Source organism: Acinetobacter sp. P8-3-8 (genome assembly GCF_000214135.1).
Classification (GTDB): Bacteria; Pseudomonadota; Gammaproteobacteria; order Pseudomonadales; family Moraxellaceae; genus Acinetobacter.
Genome location: NZ_AFIE01000126.1, coordinates 1 through 1,278, shown reverse-complemented (window position 1 = coordinate 1,278; position 1,278 = coordinate 1). Strand labels below are relative to the sequence as shown.

Here is a 1,278-nt window from a genome sequence, read left to right as displayed (position 1 = left end):
AATGATGTGTGCTTAAAAAACAGGAGGGTTTAACTTGGTAAACTATACATACTCATTAGGAGTTTACCATGAGCAAGAAACAGAAGACTTACACCGCAGAATTTAAAGCTGAAGCCATAAAAGCCATTGAAGAGAACCAAGGTAATGTATCGGAATCCGCTAGACAACTTGGCATTTCAATGCAAACCCTTTCGAACTGGAATAACAAAGCAAAGGCTGGAACTTTAGCAGGCACAAAACAGTATTCGCCCGATCTAAACGCCTTACTCGAAGAAAATAAGAAGCTTAAACAACAGCTCAAAACAGCTGAAATGGAACGTGAATTTTTAAAAAAGGCAGCAGCGTACTTTGCCAAAGAAAGTCAGTGAGGTACGCCTATATGAAATCGCAAAGCCACTTATTTCCGATTATTTTAATGGCTCGATTACTTCGTGTATCCGTTTCTCGCTTTTATGATTGGCTAAAGCGAGGCATGAGTAAAAGATCAATTCAGCGAAATCAGCAGACAATTTTGGTCAAAATAGCCCATGAAGAAACCAAACAAAGCTATGGCTATGTTCGATTAACCAAGCATTTACAAGCGCAAGGTATCAAAATAAGTATTTATGCTGTGCGCCAAATAAAAAAATCAAATCAGTTGTATTGTAAGCGCCATAAGCGTTTCAAAAGAACCACGAACAGTGATCACAACCGTTCTATTTATGACAATTTACTCAAGCAACAGTTTTCAATGACGAAGCCTAATCTTGCGTGGTCGAGTGACATTACCTACATTTGGACGGCTGAGGGCTGGTTGTACTTGGCAGCTGTCAAAGATCTTTACACGAAACAGGTTGTTGGCTATAGCTTAAATGAGCGCATGACAGCCAAGCTTGTTTGTGATGCATTGAATATGGCTATTCGCAATCAGAAACCTGCTCAAGATCTCATTGTACATTCAGACAGAGGCAGCCAATATTGCAGTAATGAATATCGAAACTTACTTGAGAAATTTGATTTTCAGGGTTCAATGAGCAAAAAAGGCGACTGCTTTGATAATGCACCGATAGAGAGTTTCTGGGGCATACTCAAAAATGAACTAGTCCATCATCGCAACTACAAAACAAGGGAAGAAGCCAAAGTGGATATTACAAAATATATAGAGTTATTTTATAATCAGCGAAGAATTCAAAAAGGCTTGGATTTTAAGACACCAAATCAAATGGCAGAAGACTTTTATCGGTTAGCTGCCTAGAATCTCCCAAGTGAAAGTCTCCTGTTTTTTAAGCACACATCAAA

General features: G+C 38.7%; 1 protein-coding gene. It reads left to right on the top strand.

Features of this window, described 5'->3' with window-relative positions:
• Positions 1 to 68 precede the first annotated feature (68 nt).
• A protein-coding gene (locus GGG_RS0118880; RefSeq protein ID WP_138920301.1) for an IS3 family transposase occupies positions 69 to 1,234 on the top strand; the annotation gives its coding sequence in 2 pieces (ribosomal slippage) (positions 69 to 327 and positions 327 to 1,234; 1,167 coding nt in all).
• Positions 1,235 to 1,278: the final 44 nt, after the last annotated feature.